This window comes from Pseudomonas sp. C9D1 (assembly GCF_056491235.1).
Genome location: NZ_JBSZIE010000002.1, coordinates 629,617 through 652,610, shown reverse-complemented (window position 1 = coordinate 652,610; position 22,994 = coordinate 629,617). Strand labels below are relative to the sequence as shown.

The window sequence follows — 22,994 nt, the reverse complement described above, 5'->3', positions numbered from 1 at the left end:
TTCAGGTGTGGGCGGGCAGGTCTCTGCATCGGGACGAGGGCGGTGGATGGGTTCGCCCGCCGGGAGCGAACCCAGGCACAGCGTTACTTGGCCATCCAGTGGATCACGGCCTTGTAGTCCTCGGGGCTGCAATCCATGCACAGGCCGCGCGGCGGCATAGCGTTGAAGCCCTGGGTCACATGCTGCACGAGTACCTCGTCACCCTTTTCCAGGCGGGGTTTCCAGGCCGCGGCATCGCCTTTTTTCGGAGCGGTGGGCAGTTGCCCGTTGTGGCACATGCCGCAGGCGCGGGTGAACACCGCCTCGGGTTCCTGGGCCGCCTGGGCCAGGGGAAGGGCCAGCAGGCAGGCTGCGAAGAGCAGGGATTTCTTCATGATCAACTCCTGTTTTTTCAATTGTCGGTTGGCTTTCAGGTGGAGCACGGCAGCCGACTCACGGATCGGCTGCGCGCGTGTCGCTTCAGAAACTCAGGTCGACCTTGGCCCAGAGGGTGCGGCCCGGCTCGTCGATGGCGACGCGTTCGGCGGGGTAGCCGAAGCCGGCGTCACCGGCGAGGTTGAGGTGTTCGGCATAGTCCTTGTCGAACAGGTTGTCGACACCCGCGCTCAGCTTGACGTTCTTGCTGACGCGATAGGCGCCGTTGAGCGAGAAGACGCCAAAGCCCGCGCTGCTGCCGAAGTCCTGGCCCACGACGTTGCCCTTGCCCTCGGCCACCCGGCCCTGTTGGGCGACCAGGCGCCAGAGCGCGCCGGCGCTCCAGTCATCCTGCTCGTAGGTCAGGCCGAGGCGGGCCTCCAGCGGCGGCATCTGCGGCAGCGCTTCGCCGTCGGAGCTGTTCTTGCCCCAGGCATAGGCGAGAGAGCCGTCGGTTTTCCAGTGTTGGCCCAGCTTGTAGCTGGCCCCCAGCTCGCCGCCCATGATGCGGGCGTCCACGTTGCCGGCCGAGGAGCTGGTCATGCCCATCATCCCGGTGTTGTAGCTGAACAGGATGTAGTCACGCACCTGGCCCACATAGGCGGAAGCCCAGGCGTCGAGGTTCTCGCCAGCGTATTGCACGCCGAAGTCGAGCTGGGTGGTCTTCTCGGGCTTGATGCCGTCAAAGGCGTTGGCACTGCCGGACGGGCCGCTTTCCGCCGAGAACAGTTCCCAGTAGTCCGGGAAGCGCTGCACATGGCCCAGGCCCGCATACAGGGTGGTGGGCGATTCGGCCAGGTCGTGCTCGTAGCGCACGAAGCCGCTGGGCAGTGTGTCGGCGCGGGTGGCCCCGGCGGTGGGGTTGGCGACGGTCATCATCCCGCTCCACTGGAACGAGCGGAAATCCTTGGCACTGGACCTGTCCAGGCGCGCACCGCTGACCACACGGTTGCGCTCGGCGAGGTACCAGGTGGCCTCGGCGAAGGCACCATAGTTGTGGGTGACGGCGTCCTTGTCCCAGGGCGACTGGTCGGTGTCGATGTAGTCGCCGGTCATCATGTCGGCGCTGGAGTTGCGCCAGCGGTGCTCGCTGCGCAGCGCGTCGACGCCGGTGACCAGCTCCACCTCGCCCAGGGCGAAGGTGGCGGCGAAGCGGGCGCCCAGGGTGCGGCGGTCGACCTGGGAAGCCATGGGCATCGGCATCATGCTGGAGGGGTCCGGGTCACGCAGGGTGAAGTTGTCCATGATGTGGTCGGCGTAGTTGTAGTAGACCTGCGCCTCCACTTTGGTCAGGACGTCGCCGAGGTTGCTCTTCTCGAAGCGCAGCCCGAGGCTTTCCCGGGTGAACTGGGCGCCGTCCATGCTGCGACCGGCGTAGCGCGCCTCACCGTCGCCCTTGCCGGCGGTCAGTTCCAGCAGGGTGTCTTCGTCGGGCGTCCAGCCGATGGCCAGGTCGCCGTTCCACTTCTTCCAGCGCGAGGGCACGGTATCGCCGTCGCCATCCTCGTAGTCATCCGACTGCGCCTGGTTGCCGGTGAAGCGCACATAGCCTTCGCTACCGCCGACCGCACCATCGAGCACCTTGTCGAAGCGGCCGTTGGAGCCCACCAGGAAGCTGGCGTCCAGGCGGCTGCCCAGCTCGCCGAAATGCTCCGGGCCGCGCTCGAACAGCACGGTGCCTGCTGAAGCACCTGGTCCCCAAAGCACGGTTTGCGGTCCCTTGATGACCGTCAGCTTGTCGTAGGTTTCCGGGGCGATGTACGAGCTCGGAGCATCCATCCGGTAGGGGCAGGCGCCCAGCATCAGGCCGCCGTTGGTGCGCAGGTTGATGCGCGAGCCGAACATGCCGCGCAGCACCGGGTCGCCGTTGCTGCCGCCGCTGCGGATGGCGGCGAAGCCGGGGATGGTCTTTAGGTAGTCGGTGGCATCGCTGGCCGGCACCGGCTGCCGGGCGTCCTTGGGGTTGGCCACGATGGTCAGCGGTGAGCTCTGCTGGACCGCGGTGATAACGGTGGGGGGCAGTTCGTCCTTATCGTGCTGTTGCTCTTCGGCATGCAGTGAGGGCATGGCCACGGCCAGGGCCAAGGCGTGAAGCAGGAAAGGCACGCGCAGGGCGGCGCGACCCGGAAGGGAAGGGATTGCAGACATGATTGTTCCTAAATGGATGAACAGCAGTACGCCTTCGCAGGAAGGCGCGCTTCAACGATTCAGGAAAACAACGGGGGCGCCCGGTTGGGGGGCGCGAGCAGGAAGGGCGGGGCATTGGCCGGGGGCGCAAGGTGCCGCGCGGGTTGCGTCGCCAGCGCGGGCGGTGGCGCTGGCGGGGTGAACGGCAGGCTCTGCAGCGCAATCGACTGCAGGCCGCACTGGGTGCAGGGCAGTTGCTGGCCGGCGAGCCCGTCGTCCTTGTCGCCGAGCTGCCACTGCATGCCCTGGGAGGTGCACATGAGCATGAAGCCGCCACCGCTCATCTGCGGTATCGCCCACAGCGGCATGGTCACGCGCAGCAGCATGCCCACCAGGGCAAAGGCGTAGAGCCAGTCGCGAAGGTTTCGGCTGAGTGGGTTCAGGGCGGGCATCCTCGAAGGTGCGCGGAGTATAGATTCATTTCGCCCCGGTTCAACACGGCGGATTGCCGCAGCGCCCGCGGCGAGGAGGCGTACTCCGCCTGGAAACGGTAAGCCCGACAATACGGTTGTAGAGCGACTTCATCGCGTCATTCAACGGCCATTTTCGGCGCAGGTCGCTTCAGCCAACCGAAACACTTGCAGCGACATGCCGGCGGGTAGCTTGTCGTGATTGTCATGCCGGCCCCTGCATATCGCAGCGTACAGCGTACTTTTTGTAGATGATCCGAATATTCGCACCATCTGGCCGCCAACAGCCAAGCGCACGGAGCCTATGCGCTCCCGTGATTTCATAGCGAAATTCAATTGGCTGCCCAGAGCTGGCTTGATGGCTAAATGATTTCACAGGTATCGCTTTCTTTGGAGTGTCCTATGGCTGAAGGCGCCGGGATGGACCACATCAAAGTCGAAGCAGCGCAGCTGACCATCGGCATGTATGTGGTGGAGCTGGATCGCCCATGGACGGACACCAATTTTCTCTTTCAAGGTTTTCGCATACGCCAGCAGCAGGAGATACGCCTGCTGCAGGAGATTTGCCGCTATGTCTGGGTGGATGCTCGACGCTCGCTCGACGTGCGTGGGCAACTTGTGGAGAACTACGCTCAGGCGGCTCCCTTGATCCCTGCCATTGCTAAGGTCGACTTCAATGTGGAGGTGGAACGGGCAACTCCTGTGTGGCATGCCGCGCGTGAGGAGTCGTTGCGAATCCTGCATACGCTGAGGATGGGGCAGGAGTTGGATGTGGCGGCTGTCAAAGTCGTGGTCAAGGAGTGCGTCGAAAGCATCTTGCGCAATCCTGCCGCGATGCTCTGGCTGGCTCGCATCAAGAACAGTGATCACTACACCGCTGAACACTCCTTGAGGGTGTCCATTCTGTCCATCGCCCTGGGCAAGGAACTGGGCATACCTCTTTATCAACTGGAGCAGATCGGTGTGTGCGGCATGCTCCACGATGTGGGCAAGATCAAGGTTCCCAACGAGATACTCAATAAGCCCGGTGCACTGACCGCAGAAGAGCTGCGGATCATGCAAAGCCATGCAGCAGAAGGGCGCAAGCTGCTGATGAGCAACCAGCAGATCACGCCGGCGACCGTCGATGTCGCCTATTCGCATCATGAGCGCTTGGACGGTAAAGGCTATCCACGTGGCCTGGACGCCAGCAGGATTCCCTACTTTGCCAAGGTCATTGCTGTGGCAGACAGCTATGACGCCATCAACAGTGATCGGGTCTACAGCAAGGGGAAGTCCAGCCTCGAATCCCTGCGTATTCTGCTGGACGCGGTCAATTGCCATTTTGATGAGGCGATTGTCGAGTGCTTTATCCGGCTGATCGGCCTCTACCCCCCAGGCGAGATTGCCGAGTTAAGCAGCGGGGAAGTGGGCATCATCATTGGATGCCCTCCGGGTAATAAACTCAGGCCCAAAGTACTGATCGTGCGTGATGCGGAAAAAAACGCATGTCAGGAAAGGGTCATTGATCTCGCCGACAAGGCCGTGAGAGTGCGTGAGGTACACGGGAGCGGGGCATTCGGTATCGATATAGAGTCCTACCGTCTCAAGGGATTGATGATTCCGGAGAATCTCTGAGCTCCAAGTAATCCTCACCCCTGCTTTGATCAGCGCGGCATGACGTGGCGCAGAGCAGGGTGTCCACTGGTCGAGTCAGCGACGCTCATCTGAAGGTGGGAAACCACGTCCCCAGCAACGGGGTCATGAGTCATCGGCTTTGTTTGTGGCGATTCGAACTGAGGATTCGAAAGGATGGGTTCGTGCTGTAGGGTGTGCCGCCTCTACGTCGCAAGCGTCCACGAAAGCGCCATTTCTGCTCAGGCTGACGCCGTTGCCCAAGAGGCTTCTCGCCGAGAGATTCCGCACGCCCGTGTCCCTCAGTGCATCCATCAAGGCGGTCTCTCGCACGTCATCCAGGTAGGGCCCGGGAATGCCTTCGCGCATGGCGGCGTTGTCCAGAATGATGTCGGCGAGCACCTGTTCTCGTTCGGGACGCCAATCCCGGCTGCCCAGGTTGGACAGCGGGGCAACGTTATGGATTCGGGGCGGGGTGTCAAGCGGAGGGCCGGAGGCCGGCGGTGAGGTTGATCGCGGATGAATCCGCTCCCACAAAAGAGGCCGCCCGGTTCGGCGTAGGGCGGGGGAAACCCGCGAGGTTCCGTGCAGGGGCCCTGTCGGGTTGCACCCGACCTACAACGGCACGGTGCCGTAGGTTGGCGCCGAGCGCAGCGAGGCCCAACGCCACCCTGTCCGGTCTCGCTGCGGGCGCTCTCTGTGGGAGCGGCTTCAGCCGCGAAGGGCTTGCAGCCGGCACATGGCTGCGAGTGGCCGGCTATTCCATTGCCAATGAATTCGCTTCCACGAGGCGGCGCCGTGGGATGCGCCGGGCGGCGCTCCGCGAGTGCAGCGAAACCCATCACCGCAAACGCCAGGTTGCACCCGACCTACAGGCCATACATAGCCCCTGTAGGGGCGACTTCAGTCGCCAAGCAGGCCGCAGGGCTGCCCCAACGCGGTGCTTCCCGGTGGCACCGTTTGGTGGATGAAAAGAGCGTCATCCACCCTACACATCGGTCAGCACCGTGGGTTGGGTCGGGCGTCGAAATGTCTTTTCTGGATATATGGAAATCCGTATATTCGATTTCCCATATGTTATGGCACTCCCATGATCACCCCGACCGACGTCTTCAAAAGCCTCGCCGATGAAACGCGCGCCCGCGCCACGCTGCTTATCGCCCACCTTGGCGAGTTGTGTGTCTGCGAGCTGATGTGCGCCCTGGATGACAGCCAGCCGAAGGTCAGCCGCCACCTTGCCCAACTGCGCAGCAATGGCTTGCTGCTGGATCGCCGCCAAGGCCAGTGGGTGTATTACCGCCTCAACCCGGAGCTGCCCGCCTGGGTGCACGAGATGCTGCAGGTGACGCTCAAGGCCAATGCCGAGTGGCTGCGGGAAAACGCCTCGCGCCTGCACAACATGGATGACCGCCCCGTCCGTGCGGTCGCCTGCTGCTAAGCCTGTTGGAGCGCTGGTTCATGCTTGTCGCCATTGCCGTGTTCGTCTTCACCCTGGTGCTGGTCATCTGGCAACCCAAAGGCCTGGGGGTGGGCTGGAGCGCCACCCTCGGCGCGGTCATCGCGCTGGGCGTGGGGGCGGTGTCGCTGCACGACATCCCCGTCGTGTGGGCCATCGTCTGGAACGCCACCGCTACCTTCATCGCCGTCATCGTCATCAGCCTGCTGCTGGATGAGGCCGGTTTCTTCGAGTGGGCGGCGCTGCATGTAGCCCGCTGGGCCAAGGGCAGCGGTCATCGCCTGTTCTGCTTCTGCGTGCTGCTGGGCGCCGCGGTTTCGGCGCTGTTCGCCAACGACGGCGCGGCACTGATCCTCACGCCCATCGTCATGTCCATGCTGCTGGCGCTGCGCTTCTCGGCGGCCACCACGCTGGCCTTCGTCATGGCGGCCGGGTTCATCGCCGATACCGCCAGCCTGCCGCTGGTGGTCTCCAACCTGGTGAACATCGTTTCCGCCGATTACTTCGGCCTGGGCTTCAGCGAGTACGCCGCGGTGATGGTGCCGGTGAACCTGGCCAGCGTCGCCGCCACGCTGCTGGTGCTGTGGCTGTTCTTCCGCCGAGACCTGCCCCGGCGCTACGCCCTGGAGGCGTTGCCGGCGCCGGAGACGGCGATCCGCGATCGCGCCACCTTCGTGGTGGGCGGGTGGACCCTGCTGGTGCTGCTGGCCGGCCTCTTCGCCCTGGAGCCCCTGGGCATTCCGGTCAGCGCCGTGGCGGCCGTCTGTGCGGCGACCCTGTTCGCCGTCGCCGCGCGCGGGCAGCGGATCGCCACCCGGCGCGTGCTGCGCGAGGCGCCCTGGCAGGTGGTGGTGTTCTCCCTCGGCATGTACCTGGTGGTCTATGGCTTGAAGAACGCCGGGCTGACGGACCTTCTCACCCAGGTGCTGGACCGCCTCGCCGCGCAGGGGCTGTGGAGCGCCACCCTCGGCACCGGCGTGCTTTCCGCTGTGCTCTCCTCGGTGATGAACAACATGCCCAGCGTGCTGATCGGGGCGCTGTCGATCCAGGGCAGCGGGGCTGAAGGCGTGGTGCGCGAGGCGATGATCTACGCCAACGTCATCGGCTGCGACCTCGGCCCGAAGATCACCCCCATCGGCAGCCTGGCCACGCTGCTCTGGCTGCATGTGCTGGAGCGCAAGGGTATGCGCATCACCTGGGGTTACTACTTCAAGGTCGGCATCCTGCTGACGCTGCCCGTACTGCTTATCACGCTGTCGGCCCTGGCGCTGCGCCTGAGCCTTTGATCGCCGCCCGGGGCGGCAGGAGCCATCGATGCGAGTCCTGTTCATGTGCACGGCCAACAGCTGCCGCAGCATCCTGTCCGAAGCCCTGTTCAACCACCTGGCGCCGCCCGGGTTCGAGGCGGTGAGTGCCGGCAGCTTTCCCAAGGGCCAGGTGCTGCCACGCAGCCTGGCCACCCTGCAGCAGGCGGGCATCGACACCCGGGGGCTGCGCAGCAAGGGCAACGAGGCCTTCGCCGACAACCCGCCGGATGTGGTCATCACCGTGTGCGACAAGGCGGCCGGCGAGGCCTGCCCGGTGTACTTCGGCCCGGCGCTGAAGGCCCACTGGGGGCTGGAGGATCCCTCCGAGACGGGGGGTGACGAGGGCCAGGTGGAGGCGGCCTTCCGCGCCACGCTGGCCTGCATCGAGCGGCGCTGCCGGGCCTTCCTGGCGCTGCCGTTCGCGAGCCTAGAGCGCGACGAGCTGCAGCGCGAACTGGCCCGTATCGGCACCTTGCCGTAGCGGCCGGACGGGGCGTTCGGGCCTCAGAAATCCTTAAGCTTCGGCGCGCAGAGTGAGGCCTCCATACCCCAAAGGAGCTTAACCATGCGCTTCATGCTGCTTCCCGCCTTGCTGATCGCCAGCGGCGCCGCCCTCGCTTCACCGCAATGCACCACCGCCGACCGCTCCACCTGGAAGGACCCCGAGCAGTTCCAGGCCCAGTTGAAGGAGCAGGGCTATCAGATCAACAAGTTCAAGATCACCTCCGGCAACTGCTACGAGATCTACGGCCTCGACAAGGACAAGCGCAAGGTCGAGATCTACCACGACCCGGTCACCGGGCAAGCGGTGAAGAGCCGGGTGGAAGACTGATGCGCGCGGCGACCATCCGCCTCTGGGACCCGCTGGTCCGGCTGTTCCATGTCTCGGTCGCCGGCGTCTTCTTCGCCGATTACTTCTTCACCGAGGAAGGCGACCCCTGGCACGCCTGGCTGGGCTACTACGCCTGCGCCTGGCTGCTGGTGCGCGTGGCCTGGGGCTTCATTGGGCCACGTAGCGCGCGCTGGCACGACTTCTGGCCGACGCCGCGACGGCTGGCGGCGCACCTGCGGGCACTGGTCAGCGGTGCGCCCTGCCACCGCCTGGGGCATTCGCCCCTGGGGGCGCTGGTGATGGTGCTGATGATGGGCGCCATCGCGCTGCTGGGGCTCAGCGGCTACCTGATGCAGGAGGTCGATGCGCTGTGGGGCGTCGACTGGCCCCAGGACCTGCACCGCTGGAGCGCCAACGGCCTGGCGTTGCTGGTGGCGCTGCACCTGAGCGCTGCGGTGTTGGAGAGCCTGCGCCTGCGGGACAACCTGCCGCTGTCGATGATCACGGGCCGGCGCCGCCCGCTGCCGGAGGAGGAGCAGGGGCCGGGCTAGGCCGGCCCGGCGGGCCGCTGGCGCAGGGGGAACATCAGGATGGCGCGCAGACCGCCGCCGGCTGCGTTCTCCAGGCGCACGTCGCCGCCCAGGTGCTCCATGATGGTCTTGACGATGGACAGCCCGAGGCCGGCGCCGCCCTCGTGGCCATCGCTGAAGAAGCGTTCGAAGACCAGGGCCAGGCGTTCTTCGGGGATGCCCGGTCCCTGGTCCTCCACCGCCAGCTCGATGTGCTCGGCGGCGTTGCGCAGGCTGATGGTCACCACGGCGTCGGCCGGGGAGAAGTCCACGGCGTTGCTCACCAGGTTCTGCAGGGCGATGCCGATGCTCATGGCGTCGCCACGCACGGGGTAGGTGCCGGGCTGGATGTCCAGCACCGGCTCGACGTTGTGCTCCAGCACCCAGGGGGTCATTTCCACCAGGGTGTCGGTGGCGACCTTGGCCAGGTCGAGGTCATCGCCCGGGTGTTGCCCCAGGCGCGGCTCGATCCGTGCCAGGGTCAGCAACTGGTTGACTACGCGGCTCAAGCGGTCGACGCCGCCGATCAGGTAGCCCAGGGCGCGCTTGCGGTCTTCCTCGGTCCTGGCCTGCTCCACGTTCTGCGCATGCAGGCGCAGGATCGCCAGCGGGGTGCGCATCTCGTGGGCGGCGTCGGCGATGAAGCGCTGCTCGCGGCGCAGCAGGTCGCTGACCTGGCCGAGCAGCCGGTTGATGGCCGCCTGCATGGGCTCCAGCTCGCTGGGTAGCGGGGCCAGCTGCAGGGGTTCGAGGGATTTGGCATGGCGGCCGCGGATCACGTTCGCCATGTTCTGCAGCGGTTGCAGCCCCCAGCCGATGGCGAACCAGACCAGCAGCGCCAGCACCAGCCCGCCCAGCAGGAATGGCAGCAGGGTGTGGCGCACGATGCGGTTGACCAGGTCGCCGCGCACGTCCTTGCGTTCGCCGACCCAGATCACCACCTGCTGCTCGCTCACCGGCAGCAGGAAGCCGCGCCACTGCTTGCCGTCGAGGGTGATGTCGGAGAAACCGGGGGTGCGCTGCTGGGGGCCGATGCGCGGGGCGCTGGGGGTGTTCACCAGCAGTTCACCGTCAGTGCTCCAGACCTGGAATGCCAGCTTGTTCTCGTAGGGGTGGCCGATGCCGGAGCGGCCTGCCTGGAGCAGGGCGGCGTCGAAGGCGCCGTAGAGCTTCTGGCGGTCGCCGGCGGCCAGCGGCAGGCTCATCACGCCCTGCAGCAGCCGGGCGTTCTGCGCCAGGTGGGCGTCGTAGACCTCGGCGATCTCGTGGCTGCTGTCGCGGTAGTTGTAGTAGGCGAGCAGGCTGGTGCCGGCGATGAGCAGGATGAACACCCGCCACAGGGTACGTTGACGCAAGGAGGTCATAGTTTGCTTTCCACCAGGTAGCCGATGCCGCGCACGGTGCGGATCAGCTCGCCGAAGAGCTTCTTGCGCAGGTGGTAGATGTGCACTTCGAGGGTGTTGCTTTCCGCTTCCTCGTCCCAGCCGTAGAGCAGCTGGGTCAGGCGCTCGCGGCTGAAGACCTTGCCCGGCTGGGCCAGGAGTTCGTGCAGCAGCATGTACTCCTTGGGCGTCAGCGAGACGGGCCGGCCCTGGTAGTGAACCTGCTGCGAGACCGGGTCGAGGCTGACGCCGCCGTGTTCCACCAGCACCTGCGCGCGGCCGCTGCTGCGTCGCAGCAGGGCACGCAGGCGGGCCTTGAGCTCGTTGAGGTCGAAGGGCTTGATCAGGTAGTCGTCGGCGCCGGCATCGAGGCCGGCGATGCGGTCCTCCATGCCGTCGCGGGCGGTGAGGATCAGCACCGGCAGCGCCGACCCCGAGCCGCGCAGGCGCTTGAGGACGTTGAGGCCGTCCAGGCGTGGCAGGCCGAGGTCGAGGATCACCAGGTCGAAACTCTCCTGGGTCAGGGCGTGCAGTGCGCTGGCGCCATCCTGCAGCCAGTCGATGGTGTAGCCCTCTTCGCGAAGGCCGGTGCGCAGGCCTTCGCCCAGCGCGCTATCGTCTTCAACCAGCAACAGACGCATGCTTGGTCCTAGTTGTCCTTGAGGTTCTTGAGTAAAGCATTGATCTCATCCCGTCGCCCCTGGTCAGCCAGCTCGCGCCCGGGGCGCGGGGGGGCCAGCAGGGCCTGTTCCAGGGCCTGGCGGGCTTCTGTCGGGCGGTCCTGGCGGTACAGATGATCACCCCAGAAGTACAGGCTGTCGATGCCGTGCGGGTTGATGCGCAGGGCTTCCTGCAGCAGCGCCTCGGCTTTCTTCGCGTCGCCGAAACCGATGGGCCAGCCGGGCACTCGGTCATAGAGCGCCGCCAGGCTGGTGTAGGCCGAGCCCTGCAGGGCTTGCGGGTCCAGCGCCAGGGCCTTTTCCAGGCTGGCGCGTGCCTCCTTGACCTTGCCCAGTGCGCCCAGGCCGCCCTCGGCCCCGGCCCAGCTGCTGGTGACGATACCGTTCCAGATCCAGGCTTCCGCCGCCGTCGGTTGCTGGCGGGCGAATACCTCGCTGTCGGCCGCCAGCTTGGCGAAGGCCGTCTCGCGTTCGGCCTCGGGCGTGCGGTACTGGATCTGCGCCCAGCGGGTCTGGATGTCGGCCAGGCGTTGCTGCCCGGCGTCGTCCAGGGACCAGGCCAGGGGCGAGGCGATGAGCAGTGCGATGAGCAGGAGTCGTTTCATTTGCTGGTTTCCCCGGTGGTTGCGCGGCTGTGCTGGCGGATGACGGGCAGCTGCTTGCGCAGCGCCCGGTCCACCAGCCCCGGTAGCAGGTGGTTGAGGCGCACGAAGAGCTTTTCCGGCCAGCCCAGGTAGAGCTCGCGGAGGTTGCGTTCGATCGCTTCGAGCACGGCGAGGGCGACGTCCTCGGGGGCGTCGGTGCCCACTTTCAGCGCGTCGTTCAGCGCGGTGGCGGCGGCGCCGTTCATGGCTGTGCGGGTGGCCCGTGGCGCCACATAGAGGACGTCCACCGAGGTGTCCGCCAGCTCCCGCCGCAGCGCCTCGGAGAAGCCGCGCAGGGCGAACTTGCTGGCGCAGTAGGTGGCGTAGCCGGGGTAGCCGATGGAGCCGTAGGTGGAGCCGATGTTGGTGATCAGCGCGTGCTCCTGGCGGCGCAGCAGGGGCAGCAGCAGGCGGGTGAGCTGCAGGGTGGCCTTGAGGTTGAGGTCGAGCAGCTCGTCCAGGCGCGCGTCGTCGATCTGCTCGAACAGGGCGAAGTGGTTCACCCCGGCGGCGTTGACCAGCAGGTTGACGCCGCCCAGCTGCCAGGCCGAGGTCAGCACCTGGTGGCGGTCGGCGCTCTGGGTGAGGTCGGCCTGCAGCCAGCGCAGCTGGTGCGGGTACTGCTGGCGCAGGGGCGCCAGGCTGCCCTCGTGGCGGCTCACCGCCAGGACCTGGGCACCGGCCTCGCAGAGTTGCCGGGCCAGTTGCAGGCCGATGCCGCCGCTGGCGCCGGTGAGCACCGCACGGCAATCAGACAGTCGCATGGCGCACCTCGGCACGGGGCAGGCCGCGGAACATGTCGGCATAGAGGCCGTAGACCACCTGCGAGGTGTGGATCACCGCGGCCTGGTCTTCGGGCTGGTCGAGGCGGTCCATCAGTTTGCGGTAGGTGGCCATGTGGTCCTGGTCCAGCTCGCCGTGGGAGCTGAGGTAGCTGAAGGCTGTCGGTGGCAGGCCGAGGGAGCTGCGGATGCTGCCGGCGGCATGGGTGGCCAGGGCGATGCTGGTGCCCTCCAGCACGTTGACCATGCCGAACAGCCCCACCGGGTTGTGCCGGGCGATGGTGTCGTAGAGGAAGGCCACCATCAGCTCGATGGACAACGATGGCCGGATGTCGCGCACGCGCTCGGGGTCGCCGCCGCAGGCCGCGATGTCGTTGAGGATCCACTGCTCGTGGCCGTACTCCTCGTCGATGTATTCGCACACGGCCTTGCGCAGCCACTCCAGGCGGCTGGGCAGACGCGCGCCGCAGGCCATCATCAGCGGCGCGGTGTGGCGTACGTGGTGGTAGGCCTGGGTGAGGAAGGCGATGTAGCCCTCCAGGCTGACGGTGCCGCCCAGTGCGTCGCGGATCACCGGTACGGCGAACAGCGCCTGGCGTTCGGTGTGGGTGGCGCTTTGCAGGGTGTCGAAGAAGGACATGGGAAACCTCAGGCGTTGGCGAGTTGGTTAAAGGTGGTCTGGTAATGGAGGAAGATCGCCTCGCGGCGCGGCCGGCCGTTGCCGGTGAGCATGCCGTTGGCGGTGGAGAAGGGCTCGGGCAGGCGCGCCCAGCGGTGCACTCGGGCGTAGTCCGGCAGCCCCTGGTTGCAGCGCTGCACGGCGGCTTCCAGCTCGGCGGCGGTGGTCTCGACGGCCAGCGGCCAGAGCAGTGCCAGGTTGTGGCTCAGGCCCTCGCCATGGACGAAGGCCTGGAGGATGGTGCCGTCCTGGGTCAGCTCGGCCTCCACCCATTCCGGGTTGACGTTGCGGCCGAAGCTGGTGATGAACTGGTTCTTCTTGCGCCCGAGGATGCGCAGGTAGCCGTCCGCATCGAAGTGGCCGAGATCACCGGTGGGCCACCAGGGCGAGGCGGGCGGCGGCTCGCCCAGGTAGCCGAGCAGGATGGCGCCGCGCACCAGCACCTCGCCGTCTTCGGCCAGGCGCACCTCGACGTGGGGCAGGGGCCGGCCCACCGTGCCGGGGCGGCTGTGCCCGGGCAGGTTGAGGCACACCACCGAGGCGCATTCGGAGAGCCCGTACCCCTCGTACACCGGCAGGCCGATGGCCTGGGCGCGAGCCAGCAAGGCCTCCGAGACCCGCGCGCCGCCGACGGCGACGAAGCGCAGCTCGCCGACCTGCATCAGGCCGCGCTCGATGGCGGTGACCAGGGCCAGCAGCAGTTGCGGCACCAGGATCAGGCTCTGCGCGCCGCTGAGCATGATGCAGCCCAGCAGGCGCTTGAGGTCGATGCCGCTGGCGCCGTTGAGGCCGAGCTGGGCCAGGGGCAGCAGGGTGACCTGGGCGCCGGCGATCAGCGCGGCGTAGGTACCGAGGTTCTCCAGCAGTACGCCCAGGGGCAGCACCGCCAGATACTGGCGCGGCGCGGTGGGACGGCTGGCGGCTTCCAGGGCCTGGGCGACCTCGAGCATGGCGGCGGCGGACAGGCACACGCCCTTGGGGGTACCGGTGCTGCCGGAGGTGTAGGTGATGCGCGCGGTGCCTTCCGGCAGGGCGGCGGCGTGGCTCGCCGGGCGCTGCCAGAGGCCGTCCGTATGCCGGTAGCCGGCGGCGGTCAGTTCCTCGCCGTGGGCGTCGTCGTCCGCCAGCACCAGGGTCGCCTGGCTTTGCTGCAGGCAATGGGCCCGCTGGGCGGGGCTGAAGAAGGGCGGCAGTACGATGCACGGGCGCTGGCTGAACAATGCCGCCAGGTCCCAGAACAGTGCGTCCGGCCCGTTGTCCAGGAGCAGCACCAACGGCCCCGCCGGCAGCTCGCCCAGGCGGGCCTCGCGCTGCGCGACCTCGGCAAGCAGCTGTGCATAGCTGAAGCGCTGCTGGGCGCCCCTGACGGCCGGGCGCCGGGCGTCGCTATCAGCGTGCCGTTGCAGGATTTCACGGAACCCCTTGAGGTCAGGCCGCATTGCCGTTCTCCCCGTGCAAGGAGGGGAGCCCCAGGCGGTGGAACACGCCGTGGCGCTCCAGCTTGTGGTAGCCGTTGCCGATGTCGCCGGCGAATACCTGCGGGCGTTGTGCGTAGTAGGTGCCCCAGTTGCTGCCCGGGTCGGCCAGGCGCTCGGCTTCGGCTCGGCCCAGGGAGATCGGCTCCAGGCCGAGGCGGTGGAAGCTGTTGACCAGGCTGGCGGTGCCGGTGAAGGCGACCCAGCGCAGCCCTCGGGTGGCCAGGAGCCAGGTCACGGCGATGATCAGCAGGCGGGCGCCGCCGGCGGACAGCGACGACAGGTTGCCGACCTCCACCAGGGCCGCGCGGGTGACGGCGGCTCCGGCCAGGCGGCTCACCGCCGCTTCCATGGGCTCGTCCAGGTACTGTTCGAGGAACAGCGGCCCGGTGTCGGCCAGGCGGAGGCCGACGGCGGCGTCCAGGTCGCCGTGGCGGTCATGGAGCCCGAGCATCTCCGGCAGGAAGTGCTGGACGTCGGCGTCGTGGGCCGCTTTGAAGCTGCGCTGGACGAAACCTTCCAGTGCCTCGCGGCCCGGGTCCCCTGGGCGTTGCAGGGCCAGGTAGGCGTGGCGTTGGCCCAGGCTGCCAAAGTGAAGTGGGAACAGCGTTTCCCATTGCGACTGGATCATGTCTTGCCCCCATCGTTGGTTCGAGTGGGGGCAGTATCCGCAGCGAATCTGAATGGAGTCTGAAGCCGGCCCAAACGTTCTGGGGGTTGCCTTCAGCCGTTATGCGCAGCCGCTCAAACGATGTGGGCGTGCAGGGCTTCTTCGCGGTCTTCCAGCAGGGCTTCGATGTCGGCGAAGCGGGTCTGCAGCGCCTCGACCAGCTGCGGGTCGAAGTGCCGCCCCGATTGCTCAAGGATGTGCGCCTGGGCGCGTTCGGGGCTCCAGGCGCGCTTGTAGGGCCGGTCCATGCGCAGGGCGTCGTAGACGTCGCAAAGCGCGACGATGCGGGCGGCGAGGGGGATGGCATCGCCGGCGAGGCCCCGGGGGTAGCCGCTGCCGTCCCATTTCTCGTGGTGGCAGTAGGCGATCTCCGCGGCCATGTCGATGAGCTCGGTGCCGCCTTCCTCATGCAGGATCGAATAGCCGATGCGCGGGTGCTCCATCATGGCGGTGCGCTCCTCCAGCGTCAGCGGCCCCTCCTTGAGCAGGATGCTGTCGGCGATGCCGATCTTGCCCAGGTCGTGCATCGGGGCAGCCAGGCGCAGCGTCTCGCACCAGCTTTCGGGCATGCCGATGGTGGCGGCCAGCAGGGCGGCGAATTCGCCGATGCGCAGGATGTGGTCGCCGGTGTCGTTGTCGCGGTAGCAGGCCGCGCGGCTCAGCGCGCGGATGCCGGCGCGGTAGCTTTCCTTCAACTGCGCGGTGCGGGTGCGCACCTTGGCTTCGAGGTCCTGGTTCATGTTCTCCAGGTGCTCGGTGGCGTAGGCGAGCTGCAGGCAGTTGCGGATGCGCAGCAGCAGCTCGGGCAGGTCCACCGGTTTGGTCAGGTAGTCGTTGGCGCCCAGTTCGAAGCCGCGGCGCCGGCTCTCCGGGTCGCCGAGCGCGGTGAGGATGATGACGGGCCGGCGCGAGCGGTTCCTGTCGCCGAGGCGCCGGAGGATCTCGAAGCCGTCCGGGGCGGGCATGTCCAGGTCGAGTATCAGCAGGTCCCAGGGGTTGTGGATCAGCCATTCCAGGCCTTCGGCCGAGTCGCTGAAGCCCTGGACGTGATGCAGCCCGAAGGCCCGGGTACTGGATTCCAGCAGGCGCATGTTGGCGGTGATGTCGTCGATGATGACGATGCGGGTTTCCTTGGGGATGCTAGTGAACATGAGGCTCCTCCTTGACCAGCAGCGAACTCGCCAGTTCGCGCAGCTCCTCGACGTCTATCGGTTTCAACAGCACGGCTCTGAAAGCATAGAAGCTCAACCACGAAGGGTCGGGTTTTGCGGTGAGCATGACGACGGGCACATCGGCCCCGCCTTCGATGCCGTTGAGCTGGCTGATCGCGGAGGCACCATCCACGCCGAGGTCCACGAGGAGCATGTCCGGCAGGCCTTGCTGCAGCGCCTCGGCCAGTTGCCCGCCGTGGTCCAGCGAGGCGACATCGGCGACGCCGGCCAGGGCCCTGGCGACCCTCCGTCGGCTGGGCTCGTCGTCATCCAGGTGGATGACCCTCGGTCGCCCCGAGCGCTCCACGCGGCCGACGCTGGAGGGCGTATTCGCGAGGGGCAGCTCGATCCAGAAGCGGCTGCCCACGCCGAGTTCGCTGTGCAGGCCCATGCGACCCTGCATCAGTTCCGCGAGCTCGCGGCACAGCGAGAGGCCGATGCCCGTTCCCTTGATCGCGGTGTTTTCCTTGCCCAGGCGCTGGAAGGGTTCGAACAGCTCCCCCTGCAGGGCCGGATCGACCCCCTCGCCGCCGTCCTCCACATAGATGCGCAGGTGCTCATCGCAAGGCTCGACGCCCAGCAGCAGGCGCCCGCCGGGGCGGTTGTACTTGATGGCGTTCGACAGCAGGTTGATCAGCACCTGGCGCAGGCGCCTGCTGTCCGCCATCACGTGCGTGGGGGCCTCGGGCAGCCGCACCTGCAGCTCCAGGCCGACGGTCTCGGCCTGCCCGCGCACCATCTCCGCGCACTCGTGCATCATCCGTCCGGCATTCACCGGGCGCAGGGTCAGCTTGGGTGCCTCGGCCTGGAGGCTGGACCAGTCGAGCAGGTCGTCCACCAGTTGGGAGAGATGACCGCTGGCCAGGAGTATCTCGTCCAGCGACTGGGTGTCTGCGCCCGTCTGGGTCGCCTGCATGTGCATCAACTGGGCGAAGCCGTGGATGGCGTTCAGCGGTGTGCGCAGCTCGTGGCTGATGCTGGAGATGAAACGCGACTTGGCCTGGCTGGCCGCCTGGGCCTCGCGGGTGCGCTGGAGCAGGTCTTCCTCCACCTGCTTGAGCTTTTCGATGTCGACGAAGGTGCCGGCCACCAACGTGTGGGTGGCCTCGCCTTCGAGTTCGAGCTTGCGCCCGCGGCACAGCACCCACACCTCCGAGCCGTCGGGGGCGAGGAAGCGCAGCTCCAGGTCGATGCGGCTGATGACGCCCAGGCGCAGGGCGTTCAGGGCCGAGTCCAGGCGCGGCGCATCATCGGGGTGGATGTGGGGGTGCAGCCGGTGGCGCAGGAGTTCGCAGCCGGGCAGGTTGAAGCGCGCCACGAACTCTCCCCGGAGGTGCAGGCGGTCCTGTTCCAGGTCGTACTCCCAGAGCCCGGCGGTGACGCTTTCGGCGACCAGCTCCAGGCGTTGCTGCGCGGCGTTGCGCTGGTTTTCGCTGATGCCCAGCTGTTGCCCCATCACCAGCACCGATTCGGCCATCCGGTCCAGCTCGAGAATGGGGGATTCGGCGCGTCTCGGCTGCCACTGGCCGAGGCCGATCTGCCGCAGCATGTCGGCGATGCCATCGATGGCGTCACGCAGCCGGTCGCTCAGGTGGCGGGCGCGCAGCCACATGTAGGTGAAGAAGCACAGGTAGAAGCCGACCAGCCCGGCGATCAGCAGGTAGCCGATATGTCGGTAGTGCCCGGCGAGGTTGTTGGTGGCGGCCATCACCTCGCTTCTGTCCGCCAGGGCCACCAGGCGCCACCCCGAGGGCTGGATCTCGTTCCAGGCCACCAGGTGTGTGCGCCCCTTCAGGTCGATCTCGGCGCGGCCGTTCGGCGCCTTGGCCAGCGTCTTGGCCAGGTCGGCCGTATCCGGGCGCATGCCCAGGTTGAAGTCGGCCGGCTTGAAGCGCTCGCTTTTCACCGCTTCCTGAGTGTCGTGGCCAGTCAGCTCCTGCAGGTCGAAGTCGTGCTCGGCGGCGTGGGGGAGGGCCATGATGTTCATGTCCTGGTTCACCAGGATCAGGTAGCCGCCCCAGCCGATGTGGAGCCGGGATATCTCCTCGAGAATGCCGCCCACCGTGACGTCCATGCCCACCACGCCTTCGAGGAAGTCGCCGCGGTACACAGGGGAGATGGAGGAGGTCATCCAGCCCTGGCCGGCCGGGTCGAGGTAGACGTCGGTCCAGCGTTGCAGGCGCCCCGGGTTATGCGCCGCATCCGCCAGGTAGTAGAAGCTGTACTCGGGGATGCGCATGTCGTGGGGATACTGCTTCTGCGTCTCGAACCAGGGGAAGATGCGGTTGTAGTTGTCCCAGCTGTTGAAGTAGAGGCTGGCCACCAGGGGCTGGTGGTTCTTCATCTCCTCCATGAGCGAATCGAGCGACGCCAGGCTGCCGACCTTGCCCAGGTCCTGCTTCTCCAGGGGCGTGGCGGCGGAGTAGAAGGAGGCCGCGCCGCCGAGGTTGCGCGGGCTGTAGCGCGCGCCATCGGCGGTGGTGGCGAAGCGCTCCGGCGGCGTGTGGGCGGGGTTGGCCAGGGCCTGCTCGACCATGTGGGCGAAGAGGTCGGTGTTGGCGGCCACATGGCCCATGTGGTCCTGGATGATCTGGGCGTTCTGGTCCGCCGTGGCGCTGAGGCTGTCCATCGCGTTCTGTTCCAGGTACTGCACCTGGGCGTCGCGGATGGCCTGGTTGCTGAGCAGGTAGCAGGCGATCAGCACGGTCTCCACCAGCACCAGGGGCAACAGTGCGCTCTGCACGTAGGCCCGCCAGAGCCATCGGCGCAGCCCGATCTTGTTGTGGAGTTCCGACATATCCGTATCCTCTTGCATCGCCTTGCGGCTGTCCTTGTCTAGAGCCGGAACGAGGTGACCACGGCATTGAGCTCCACCGCCAGGCGCGACACGTCACGCATGTTCACCAAGCTGCGGTCGACTTCCCGGGCGACGGCCGCCTGCTGTTCCGCCGCACTGGCGACCTGCACGGCCCGGGACAGAGGGCGGACGGCGCTGCGGGGCAGCACCAGCGCCATCAGCACCGCGCCGGCGAGGATGAAGCCCACCAGCAGATTGGCCCGCTGGTAAGTGGATGAACTGGCCGGTGCCGCATTTTGGGCGCCGTCCTCATTCAACTTCGTCAGCGCGGCCAAGTCCGTGCTCATTAAGTGGCCTTGTTCATTCAACTTCTGGTTGACGAGTTGTTCGGCGTCGGCAAGTTGGTTGGCGGACAGGTGCTCGATGATCGGGTTTTGAAGGCTGAGGTAGTTTCTCAGGTCCGCGTCGAACCTGTTGTGCAGGGGCTGCTCTTCGGGGCTGGATATATAACCCCGATAGGTGTCGCTGGCGCGTGCAAGTTCGGACTTTTCATTGTCCAGTTCTGCCGCCGTAGTGATGTCGAAGGACGCCAGCGCCCGAAGTGTCGAAGCGCGTATCTGCCAGGTGGCCTGGTCGAGGTGGCTGATGGCGATGATGCTGGGAAGCCAGTTTCCCTCGACCTCCGCTGAACTGCCGTGCATGCCCTGCATCTGCCGCAGCGACCCAGCGCCCACGGCCACCAGCAGCATTACCAGAGCGGCGAAACTCACGTTGATGCGGGTGGCGACACGCAGATTGCGGATGGACATGACGACTCTCCCGGTCCTGACTGCCACTAATTGGCGTTACGATCTTGCATGCCTGCCGGGTGCTAACTGAAGTGTGGGCCTGGCCCCGTTTTAATGCCGTGAACGGCCCGTCGCATTTATTCGTGCAGAGGCGAATCTGTATCAAATAAGTCCATTTTCTCAGTTGGATGTCGGCAGTGATATCAATATGCCTGTGCTGTTTATAGTCAGGCGCAGTGGGCGAGTCTTCAGCGAAGCGACGAGTGGTATTCGCCTTTGGTGGAAGTTTATTTAAAGGTTTTTTAATCCATCGGAAGTTGTGGTGAAAGTGTAGGGTTGATGTGAAATAAGTGTGAAAATAACGAGATTAAAGGGTGCGTGGTTATTGCCGATCGAAGTAACCATATTGAGGGATTATTGGCCTAACACCTTGCCTCGACCTGTCGGGGCGACTTCAGTCGCCAAGCAGGCCGCAGGGCTGCCCCGGCACCGTGCTCCCGGATGGCGCCGCCTGGTGGATGAAAAGAGCGCCATCCACCCTACCCATCGGTCAGCACGTGGTTGAGGGCAGCGTCGTAGGTTGGTGTCGAGCGCAGCGAGGCCCAACGTCAAAAGCGCTGCATGCTCGGCTGTTTTCGGACGGCGCCTATGCTAAAAAGCTGCCCAGGAATCCGCGGCCGTACGGCGCAGACAAAGGAGCAACGAGCATGGGCAACAGTTCAAGGATTGGCGTGGCATTGGCGCTGCTGCTGGGCGCGACCACGGTGTGGGCCGAAGAGCCGGCGGAAGACGCCAGCACCCTGAAGGAGTCGGCCAAGGCTGCCGTTTCCACCGCCATCTCCGCCGGCAAGAACCTGCTGGGTGGTGCCTCTCAGGGCATCACCGAAGGCCGCGAATCCGCCCAGGGCGCGGACGGTGCCATCGTCATCTCCCAGCTCGACCAGTTGGAAGGCAAGGTCGAGGTCAAGCTGCTCAAGGTCGATACCACCGACGAGAACTTCGGCGCCTTGCTGGGCTTCAAGAACCTCACCGACAAGCCCGTGCGCCTGATCAACCTGCAGCACAACGGCGCTTTGCTGGCCATCGATCAGGATGACTACTCCAGCAACCTGGTGCCCATGGAAAACCCCGAGGAAGTCACCGTGCCGCCGAAAACCGGCGTACGGCAGCGGTTCGTGTTCCAGGGCCCGGTGGAAGGGCCCAAGGCCGTGCGCCTGTGGGGCCGCGAGTACAGCGTGAAGTAAGCCGCTGCGCATGAATGCCTGCCTCTGCTGGAGGTGGGCGTTGGTGTACCGGAATAGTCACTGCAGCCGCGCCTTCCTCAGTCTTGAGCCCGGCGCGGCGGGCAATCTACGGTCCATTTCCCCCGCCGGTATTGCTCGACCAGACCGCCTGGGCCTCAGGCCTGCTTCCGTAGCGGCGGTGACGCTCAGCGCTTCACGCAGACGAACAGGGCATTGCCGGAGGTGCCAGCCCAGGGGGTGATCCGCTCGTAGTCGTGCTCGAACACCTGCACCTCGAAGTGCGGCTGCAACAGCTGCAGCAGCTCGGCGAAGGTCAGGGCGACCATGGGGTGTTCGTCCTGCCAGCTCTGGGTGATGCCGACGGTGGTTTTCTCGATGCTCAGGCGCAGTGCCTGGCGCTCGCCTTCGCCGCTGTAGTACCAGCCGGAGCCGAAGCTGAACCGGCTGCCGTCGTGCTCCGCGCTATGGCGCACGAAGGAGCGGTTGTCGATCTGCCCCTTGTCCACCGTGTTGAAGCAGAACACGCCGCCCTCCGCCAGCGCGGCGTGGACGCTGGCCAGGCAGGCGCGCAGCTGCTCCAGCCCGTGGTTGTAGTGGATGGAGTAGAGGAAGCAGGTGATCAGGTCCTGGGGCTCGTCGACGCGGAAGCTGGCCATGTCCTGGCAGCTGAACTGCGCGTCCGGGCAGCGCTGCTGGGCGAGGTCGAGCATGGGCTGGTTGATGTCCAGGCCGGCGCTGCGATAACCGAAATCGAGGAAGTGGCGCACATGCGGGCCGGTGCCGCAGGCCAGGTCCAGGTGGCGACGCCCCGGGGTGCCGAACAGTTGGTGCAGGCGGCGTACGCAATGGCTTTGCGCCTGGTAGTCGATGTCGGCGCACATCAGGTCGTAATAGGAGGACAGGTCGGTGTACAGCGCGTTGGAGGACATAAGCAGCCAGGGCGTGGGGAATTTCGGCGCGGCATGTTAACCCAGCTGCGGGCAGGGTCTGGCGAAAACCGGACGCGCCGTAGCGGCAGCCCGCCTGATCACGGGCGCCGCCGCGCCGGCATCAGCGGATGCGCGTCTCGAAGTGGCTGTCATAGTCGCCGGTGAGGGGCATCTCCAGCAGCGGCTGGGCTTCGATATCGGCGAGCAGCTGACGCCATTGGGCGAGGATGGCACCGCGCACCGCGTCGTCGAGGTAGGGCACGTGGTAGGCGAAGAAGGGCTCGAGCACGTCGAAGCCGGTGTAGCCCAGGGTGCCCTTGAGCAGCGGGCGGAACACGTCGCGCAGGTCATCGTGGATGCCTTCGGCGGAGAACATGCGCTCGCGCCCGCCAAGGGTGGCGCAGACTAGCGCACGTTTTCCGCGCATGCCGCCCTGGTCGAAGATGCGCCGCCCGCCGTAGAACAGACCGGAGATGAACACGCGGTCGATCCAGCCCTTGAGGATGGCTGGCATGGCGTACCAGTACACCGGGAAGCTGAGGACCAGCAGGTCGCAGCGGGTGATCTTGTCGATCTCCGCCTGGATGTCGGGGTGCAGCGCGCCGTTCTTGGCGGCGTGGCGCTGCTCCAGGGCATAGACCAGGTAGTTGGCGTCGGCGCGCTCGCTGAAGTCGCGCGCGCTGGCCACCGGGTCGAAGCCCATGGCGTAGAGGTCCGAGATCTCCACACTGGCGCCGAGGCTGCGGAAGTGCTCGGCCGCCGCCTGGGAGAGCGCCGAGGTGAAGGACGCCGGCTCGGGGTGGGCGTGCACGATCAGTACGTTCATGGCGAAACCTCTGGTGGAAATGGACGCCAGGGTAGGGGCCCCGGGCGGGCCGTCACAGAGGCAAAAATGACGCCCGATATGCGGATGCCGACAACCGC

23 protein-coding genes are annotated in these 22,994 nt (G+C 66.4%); 7 read left to right on the top strand and 16 right to left on the bottom strand.

Features of this window, described 5'->3' with window-relative positions:
* Positions 1–83 precede the first annotated feature (83 nt).
* The 3 genes from ACXI0U_RS11265 to ACXI0U_RS11255 all read right to left on the bottom strand — a co-directional run bounded on the left by ACXI0U_RS11265 (position 84) and on the right by ACXI0U_RS11255 (position 2,993).
* Entirely contained in the window at positions 84–374 is a 291-nt protein-coding gene (locus ACXI0U_RS11265) for a c-type cytochrome (protein WP_236234016.1), read from the bottom strand.
* 85 nt (positions 375–459) lie between these two features.
* The gene (locus ACXI0U_RS11260; protein ID WP_374980679.1) at positions 460–2,562 is read right to left on the bottom strand and encodes a TonB-dependent copper receptor; all 2,103 of its coding nucleotides are present in this window, start codon (positions 2,560–2,562) and stop codon (positions 460–462) included.
* A 59-nt stretch (positions 2,563–2,621) separates the two neighbouring features.
* Positions 2,622–2,993 carry a DUF2946 family protein gene (locus ACXI0U_RS11255; RefSeq protein WP_479550256.1) on the bottom strand — a complete coding sequence of 124 codons (372 nt, stop codon included), beginning with the start codon at positions 2,991–2,993 and terminating at the stop codon, positions 2,622–2,624.
* A gap of 420 nt (positions 2,994–3,413) precedes the next feature.
* Between ACXI0U_RS11255 and ACXI0U_RS11250 the strand changes: the two genes are divergently transcribed.
* On the top strand, positions 3,414–4,628 hold the full coding sequence (locus ACXI0U_RS11250; RefSeq protein ID WP_043245598.1) for an HD-GYP domain-containing protein: 1,215 nt from the start codon (positions 3,414–3,416) through the stop codon (positions 4,626–4,628).
* Between the two features lie 123 nt (positions 4,629–4,751).
* Here ACXI0U_RS11250 and ACXI0U_RS11245 read toward each other — a convergent pair whose 3' ends face one another.
* Positions 4,752–5,027: a hypothetical protein gene (locus tag ACXI0U_RS11245; RefSeq protein ID WP_021220154.1), complete on the bottom strand. Its 276-nt coding sequence runs from the start codon at positions 5,025–5,027 to the stop codon at positions 4,752–4,754.
* A gap of 688 nt (positions 5,028–5,715) precedes the next feature.
* On the opposite strand from ACXI0U_RS11245, the gene ACXI0U_RS11240 reads away from it, so the two are divergent.
* The 5 genes from ACXI0U_RS11240 (at position 5,716) to ACXI0U_RS11220 (ending at position 8,771) form a co-directional block, all read left to right on the top strand.
* A complete protein-coding gene (locus ACXI0U_RS11240) occupies positions 5,716–6,063 on the top strand; it encodes a metalloregulator ArsR/SmtB family transcription factor (protein WP_431484659.1) in 348 nt (115 codons plus the stop codon).
* 20 nt (positions 6,064–6,083) lie between these two features.
* A complete protein-coding gene (locus ACXI0U_RS11235; RefSeq protein ID WP_271657986.1) occupies positions 6,084–7,367 on the top strand; it encodes an arsenic transporter in 1,284 nt (427 codons plus the stop codon).
* Positions 7,368–7,395: 28 nt separating this feature from the next.
* A complete protein-coding gene (locus ACXI0U_RS11230) occupies positions 7,396–7,869 on the top strand; it encodes an arsenate reductase ArsC (protein ID WP_479550255.1) in 474 nt (157 codons plus the stop codon).
* Positions 7,870–7,953: 84 nt separating this feature from the next.
* Complete coding sequence (locus ACXI0U_RS11225; RefSeq protein ID WP_043245602.1) at positions 7,954–8,220, top strand: PepSY domain-containing protein; 267 nt, start codon at positions 7,954–7,956, stop codon at positions 8,218–8,220.
* Positions 8,220–8,771 (top strand): cytochrome b/b6 domain-containing protein, encoded by a 552-nt coding sequence (locus ACXI0U_RS11220; protein WP_021220159.1) that lies wholly within the window; start codon positions 8,220–8,222, stop codon positions 8,769–8,771. The genes ACXI0U_RS11225 and ACXI0U_RS11220 overlap by 1 nt, the downstream gene beginning before the upstream one ends.
* On the opposite strand, the gene ACXI0U_RS11215 is transcribed toward ACXI0U_RS11220, so the two are convergent.
* The 10 genes from ACXI0U_RS11215 to ACXI0U_RS11170 form a co-directional block, all read right to left on the bottom strand.
* Positions 8,768–10,153 carry a sensor histidine kinase gene (locus ACXI0U_RS11215; protein WP_479550254.1) on the bottom strand — a complete coding sequence of 462 codons (1,386 nt, stop codon included), beginning with the start codon at positions 10,151–10,153 and terminating at the stop codon, positions 8,768–8,770. The two genes, ACXI0U_RS11220 and ACXI0U_RS11215, sit on opposite strands and share 4 nt — an antisense overlap.
* Positions 10,150–10,812, bottom strand: coding sequence for a response regulator (locus tag ACXI0U_RS11210; protein WP_021220161.1), 663 nt, complete (start codon positions 10,810–10,812; stop codon positions 10,150–10,152). Before ACXI0U_RS11210 ends, ACXI0U_RS11215 begins: the two co-directional genes overlap by 4 nt.
* A gap of 8 nt (positions 10,813–10,820) precedes the next feature.
* On the bottom strand, positions 10,821–11,456 hold the full coding sequence (locus ACXI0U_RS11205; RefSeq protein ID WP_316926040.1) for a tetratricopeptide repeat protein: 636 nt from the start codon (positions 11,454–11,456) through the stop codon (positions 10,821–10,823).
* Positions 11,453–12,259 carry an SDR family oxidoreductase gene (locus ACXI0U_RS11200; RefSeq protein WP_031287995.1) on the bottom strand — a complete coding sequence of 269 codons (807 nt, stop codon included), beginning with the start codon at positions 12,257–12,259 and terminating at the stop codon, positions 11,453–11,455. The genes ACXI0U_RS11205 and ACXI0U_RS11200 overlap by 4 nt, the downstream gene beginning before the upstream one ends.
* Positions 12,246–12,917 (bottom strand): TenA family transcriptional regulator, encoded by a 672-nt coding sequence (locus ACXI0U_RS11195; RefSeq protein WP_479550253.1) that lies wholly within the window; start codon positions 12,915–12,917, stop codon positions 12,246–12,248. The genes ACXI0U_RS11200 and ACXI0U_RS11195 overlap by 14 nt, the downstream gene beginning before the upstream one ends.
* An 8-nt stretch (positions 12,918–12,925) precedes the next feature.
* Positions 12,926–14,395 (bottom strand): AMP-binding protein, encoded by a 1,470-nt coding sequence (locus ACXI0U_RS11190; protein WP_431484657.1) that lies wholly within the window; start codon positions 14,393–14,395, stop codon positions 12,926–12,928.
* On the bottom strand, positions 14,385–15,062 hold the full coding sequence (locus ACXI0U_RS11185; RefSeq protein WP_431484656.1) for a thermostable hemolysin: 678 nt from the start codon (positions 15,060–15,062) through the stop codon (positions 14,385–14,387). Before ACXI0U_RS11185 ends, ACXI0U_RS11190 begins: the two co-directional genes overlap by 11 nt.
* Positions 15,063–15,175: 113 nt before the next feature.
* Complete coding sequence (locus ACXI0U_RS11180) at positions 15,176–16,252, bottom strand: HD domain-containing phosphohydrolase (protein WP_479550252.1); 1,077 nt, start codon at positions 16,250–16,252, stop codon at positions 15,176–15,178.
* On the bottom strand, positions 16,242–19,109 hold the full coding sequence (locus tag ACXI0U_RS11175) for a hybrid sensor histidine kinase/response regulator (RefSeq protein WP_479550251.1): 2,868 nt from the start codon (positions 19,107–19,109) through the stop codon (positions 16,242–16,244). Before ACXI0U_RS11175 ends, ACXI0U_RS11180 begins: the two co-directional genes overlap by 11 nt.
* 38 nt (positions 19,110–19,147) lie before the next feature.
* Entirely contained in the window at positions 19,148–19,918 is a 771-nt protein-coding gene (locus ACXI0U_RS11170) for an MCP four helix bundle domain-containing protein (RefSeq protein ID WP_479550250.1), read from the bottom strand.
* A 686-nt stretch (positions 19,919–20,604) separates the two neighbouring features.
* Here ACXI0U_RS11170 and ACXI0U_RS11165 point away from each other — a divergent pair.
* On the top strand, positions 20,605–21,141 hold the full coding sequence (locus ACXI0U_RS11165) for a hypothetical protein (RefSeq protein WP_271657979.1): 537 nt from the start codon (positions 20,605–20,607) through the stop codon (positions 21,139–21,141).
* 185 nt (positions 21,142–21,326) lie between these two features.
* On the opposite strand, the gene ACXI0U_RS11160 is transcribed toward ACXI0U_RS11165, so the two are convergent.
* Together ACXI0U_RS11160 and ACXI0U_RS11155 are read right to left on the bottom strand one after the other, a co-directional pair.
* On the bottom strand, positions 21,327–22,070 hold the full coding sequence (locus tag ACXI0U_RS11160; RefSeq protein ID WP_479550249.1) for a class I SAM-dependent DNA methyltransferase: 744 nt from the start codon (positions 22,068–22,070) through the stop codon (positions 21,327–21,329).
* A 121-nt stretch (positions 22,071–22,191) separates the two neighbouring features.
* Positions 22,192–22,896 (bottom strand): NAD(P)H-dependent oxidoreductase, encoded by a 705-nt coding sequence (locus tag ACXI0U_RS11155; protein WP_374980707.1) that lies wholly within the window; start codon positions 22,894–22,896, stop codon positions 22,192–22,194.
* Positions 22,897–22,994 lie beyond the last annotated feature (98 nt).

What these genes read in the sequence shown, in the direction of transcription:
- ACXI0U_RS11215 (WP_479550254.1), bottom strand. Translation starts at nt 10,153, where the DNA reads ATGACCTCCTTGCGTCAACGTACCCTGTGGCGGGTGTTCATCCTGCTC.
- ACXI0U_RS11185 (WP_431484656.1), bottom strand. Translation starts at nt 15,062, where the DNA reads ATGATCCAGTCGCAATGGGAAACGCTGTTCCCACTTCACTTTGGCAGC.
- ACXI0U_RS11165 (WP_271657979.1), top strand. Translation starts at nt 20,605, where the DNA reads ATGGGCAACAGTTCAAGGATTGGCGTGGCATTGGCGCTGCTGCTGGGC.
- ACXI0U_RS11170 (WP_479550250.1), bottom strand. Translation starts at nt 19,918, where the DNA reads ATGTCCATCCGCAATCTGCGTGTCGCCACCCGCATCAACGTGAGTTTC.
- ACXI0U_RS11225 (WP_043245602.1), top strand. Translation starts at nt 7,954, where the DNA reads ATGCGCTTCATGCTGCTTCCCGCCTTGCTGATCGCCAGCGGCGCCGCC.
- ACXI0U_RS11265 (WP_236234016.1), bottom strand. Translation starts at nt 374, where the DNA reads ATGAAGAAATCCCTGCTCTTCGCAGCCTGCCTGCTGGCCCTTCCCCTG.
- ACXI0U_RS11160 (WP_479550249.1), bottom strand. Translation starts at nt 22,070, where the DNA reads ATGTCCTCCAACGCGCTGTACACCGACCTGTCCTCCTATTACGACCTG.
- ACXI0U_RS11205 (WP_316926040.1), bottom strand. Translation starts at nt 11,456, where the DNA reads ATGAAACGACTCCTGCTCATCGCACTGCTCATCGCCTCGCCCCTGGCC.
- ACXI0U_RS11230 (WP_479550255.1), top strand. Translation starts at nt 7,396, where the DNA reads ATGCGAGTCCTGTTCATGTGCACGGCCAACAGCTGCCGCAGCATCCTG.
- ACXI0U_RS11200 (WP_031287995.1), bottom strand. Translation starts at nt 12,259, where the DNA reads ATGCGACTGTCTGATTGCCGTGCGGTGCTCACCGGCGCCAGCGGCGGC.
- ACXI0U_RS11155 (WP_374980707.1), bottom strand. Translation starts at nt 22,896, where the DNA reads ATGAACGTACTGATCGTGCACGCCCACCCCGAGCCGGCGTCCTTCACC.
- ACXI0U_RS11260 (WP_374980679.1), bottom strand. Translation starts at nt 2,562, where the DNA reads ATGTCTGCAATCCCTTCCCTTCCGGGTCGCGCCGCCCTGCGCGTGCCT.
- ACXI0U_RS11175 (WP_479550251.1), bottom strand. Translation starts at nt 19,109, where the DNA reads ATGTCGGAACTCCACAACAAGATCGGGCTGCGCCGATGGCTCTGGCGG.
- ACXI0U_RS11195 (WP_479550253.1), bottom strand. Translation starts at nt 12,917, where the DNA reads ATGTCCTTCTTCGACACCCTGCAAAGCGCCACCCACACCGAACGCCAG.
- ACXI0U_RS11180 (WP_479550252.1), bottom strand. Translation starts at nt 16,252, where the DNA reads ATGTTCACTAGCATCCCCAAGGAAACCCGCATCGTCATCATCGACGAC.
- ACXI0U_RS11240 (WP_431484659.1), top strand. Translation starts at nt 5,716, where the DNA reads ATGATCACCCCGACCGACGTCTTCAAAAGCCTCGCCGATGAAACGCGC.
- ACXI0U_RS11235 (WP_271657986.1), top strand. Translation starts at nt 6,084, where the DNA reads ATGCTTGTCGCCATTGCCGTGTTCGTCTTCACCCTGGTGCTGGTCATC.
- ACXI0U_RS11220 (WP_021220159.1), top strand. Translation starts at nt 8,220, where the DNA reads ATGCGCGCGGCGACCATCCGCCTCTGGGACCCGCTGGTCCGGCTGTTC.
- ACXI0U_RS11210 (WP_021220161.1), bottom strand. Translation starts at nt 10,812, where the DNA reads ATGCGTCTGTTGCTGGTTGAAGACGATAGCGCGCTGGGCGAAGGCCTG.
- ACXI0U_RS11250 (WP_043245598.1), top strand. Translation starts at nt 3,414, where the DNA reads ATGGCTGAAGGCGCCGGGATGGACCACATCAAAGTCGAAGCAGCGCAG.
- ACXI0U_RS11255 (WP_479550256.1), bottom strand. Translation starts at nt 2,993, where the DNA reads ATGCCCGCCCTGAACCCACTCAGCCGAAACCTTCGCGACTGGCTCTAC.
- ACXI0U_RS11190 (WP_431484657.1), bottom strand. Translation starts at nt 14,395, where the DNA reads ATGCGGCCTGACCTCAAGGGGTTCCGTGAAATCCTGCAACGGCACGCT.